The 1,095-nt window shown below is 59.1% G+C and carries 2 protein-coding genes; both read left to right on the top strand.

The genetic code is table 11. The annotated features are described in order from the left end of the window. Positions 1-650: cbb3-type cytochrome c oxidase subunit I (locus A2I95_RS41315; RefSeq protein ID WP_291738074.1), on the top strand; the 650-nt coding region annotated here is incomplete at its 5' end. Between the two features lie 154 nt (positions 651-804). Beyond that, positions 805-1,095, top strand: a 291-nt coding sequence (locus tag A2I95_RS41310) for a DUF2244 domain-containing protein (protein WP_291738073.1), incomplete at its 3' end; no start/stop codon positions are given.

The raw sequence follows: 1,095 nt of genomic DNA, 5'->3' as shown, positions 1-1,095 counted from the left end.
CCACCATGGTGATCGCGGTGCCAACGGGCGTGAAGGTGTTCTCCTGGATCGCCACCATGTGGGGCGGCTCGATCGAGTTCAAAGCCCCGATGATGTTCGCCTTCGGCTTCCTGTTCCTGTTCACCGTCGGCGGTGTGACCGGCGTGGTGCTGTCGCAGGCCTCCGTGGACCGCGCGTATCACGACACCTACTATGTGGTTGCGCACTTCCACTATGTGATGTCGCTGGGTGCTGTCTTCGCGATCTTCTCGGGCATCTATTTCTACTTCGGCAAGATGACCGGCCGCCAGTACAACGAGCTGGGCGCCCAGATCCACTTCTGGATGTTCTTCATCGGCGCCAACCTGACCTTCTTCCCGCAGCACTTCCTGGGCCGTCAGGGCATGCCGCGCCGGTACATCGACTATCCGGAAGGCTTTGCTTACTGGAACAAGATCTCGTCGTACGGCGCGTTTCTGTCCTTTGCATCCTTCCTGCTGTTCTTCGGCGTGGTGATCTATTCGCTGCTGCGCGGCGCCCGTATTACCCAGAACAACTATTGGAACGAATACGCGGACACGCTGGAGTGGACCCTGCCCTCTCCGCCGCCTGAGCATACCTTTGAAATCCTGCCCAAGCAGGAAGACTGGGACCGCTCGCATTCACACTAAGCGGTTGCGATACTGACATCAATAAAAGGCCCCGGCGCAGATGCACCGGGGCCTTTTTCATACGCACGCTCCGCGGTAAAAACCCGCAGTGGAAATCCCACATTTCCGGCACATCATTTAATAGAACCCATTTTCGTCAACAGGCGTTGAACAGATGCCCTACAACTGGACCCGTCCGCAGCACGGCGCCGAGCGCGAGCTGCACCTCTGGCCGCATCAATCGCTACCGCCCCATGGCTATGTGCGGTTCCTGGGGCTGACTGCGGCACTGATCTGCGTGCCGCTGATACCCGTTCTGGGGTCTTTTCTGCTGTGGGGGCTGCTGCCCTTCCTGCTGCTGGCGCTGTTCGGAATGAAATGGGCGCTGGACCGCAACCGCCGCGACCATCAGATCATTGAGGTGCTGACCATCGGGAAAGAAGAGGCCCATCTGGAGCGCATCAAT

The sequence above is a fragment of the Leisingera sp. F5 genome, from assembly GCF_001593695.1.
The sequence above is the reverse complement of the archived record's forward strand: the minus strand, read 5'-3'. Positions and strand labels throughout refer to the sequence as shown.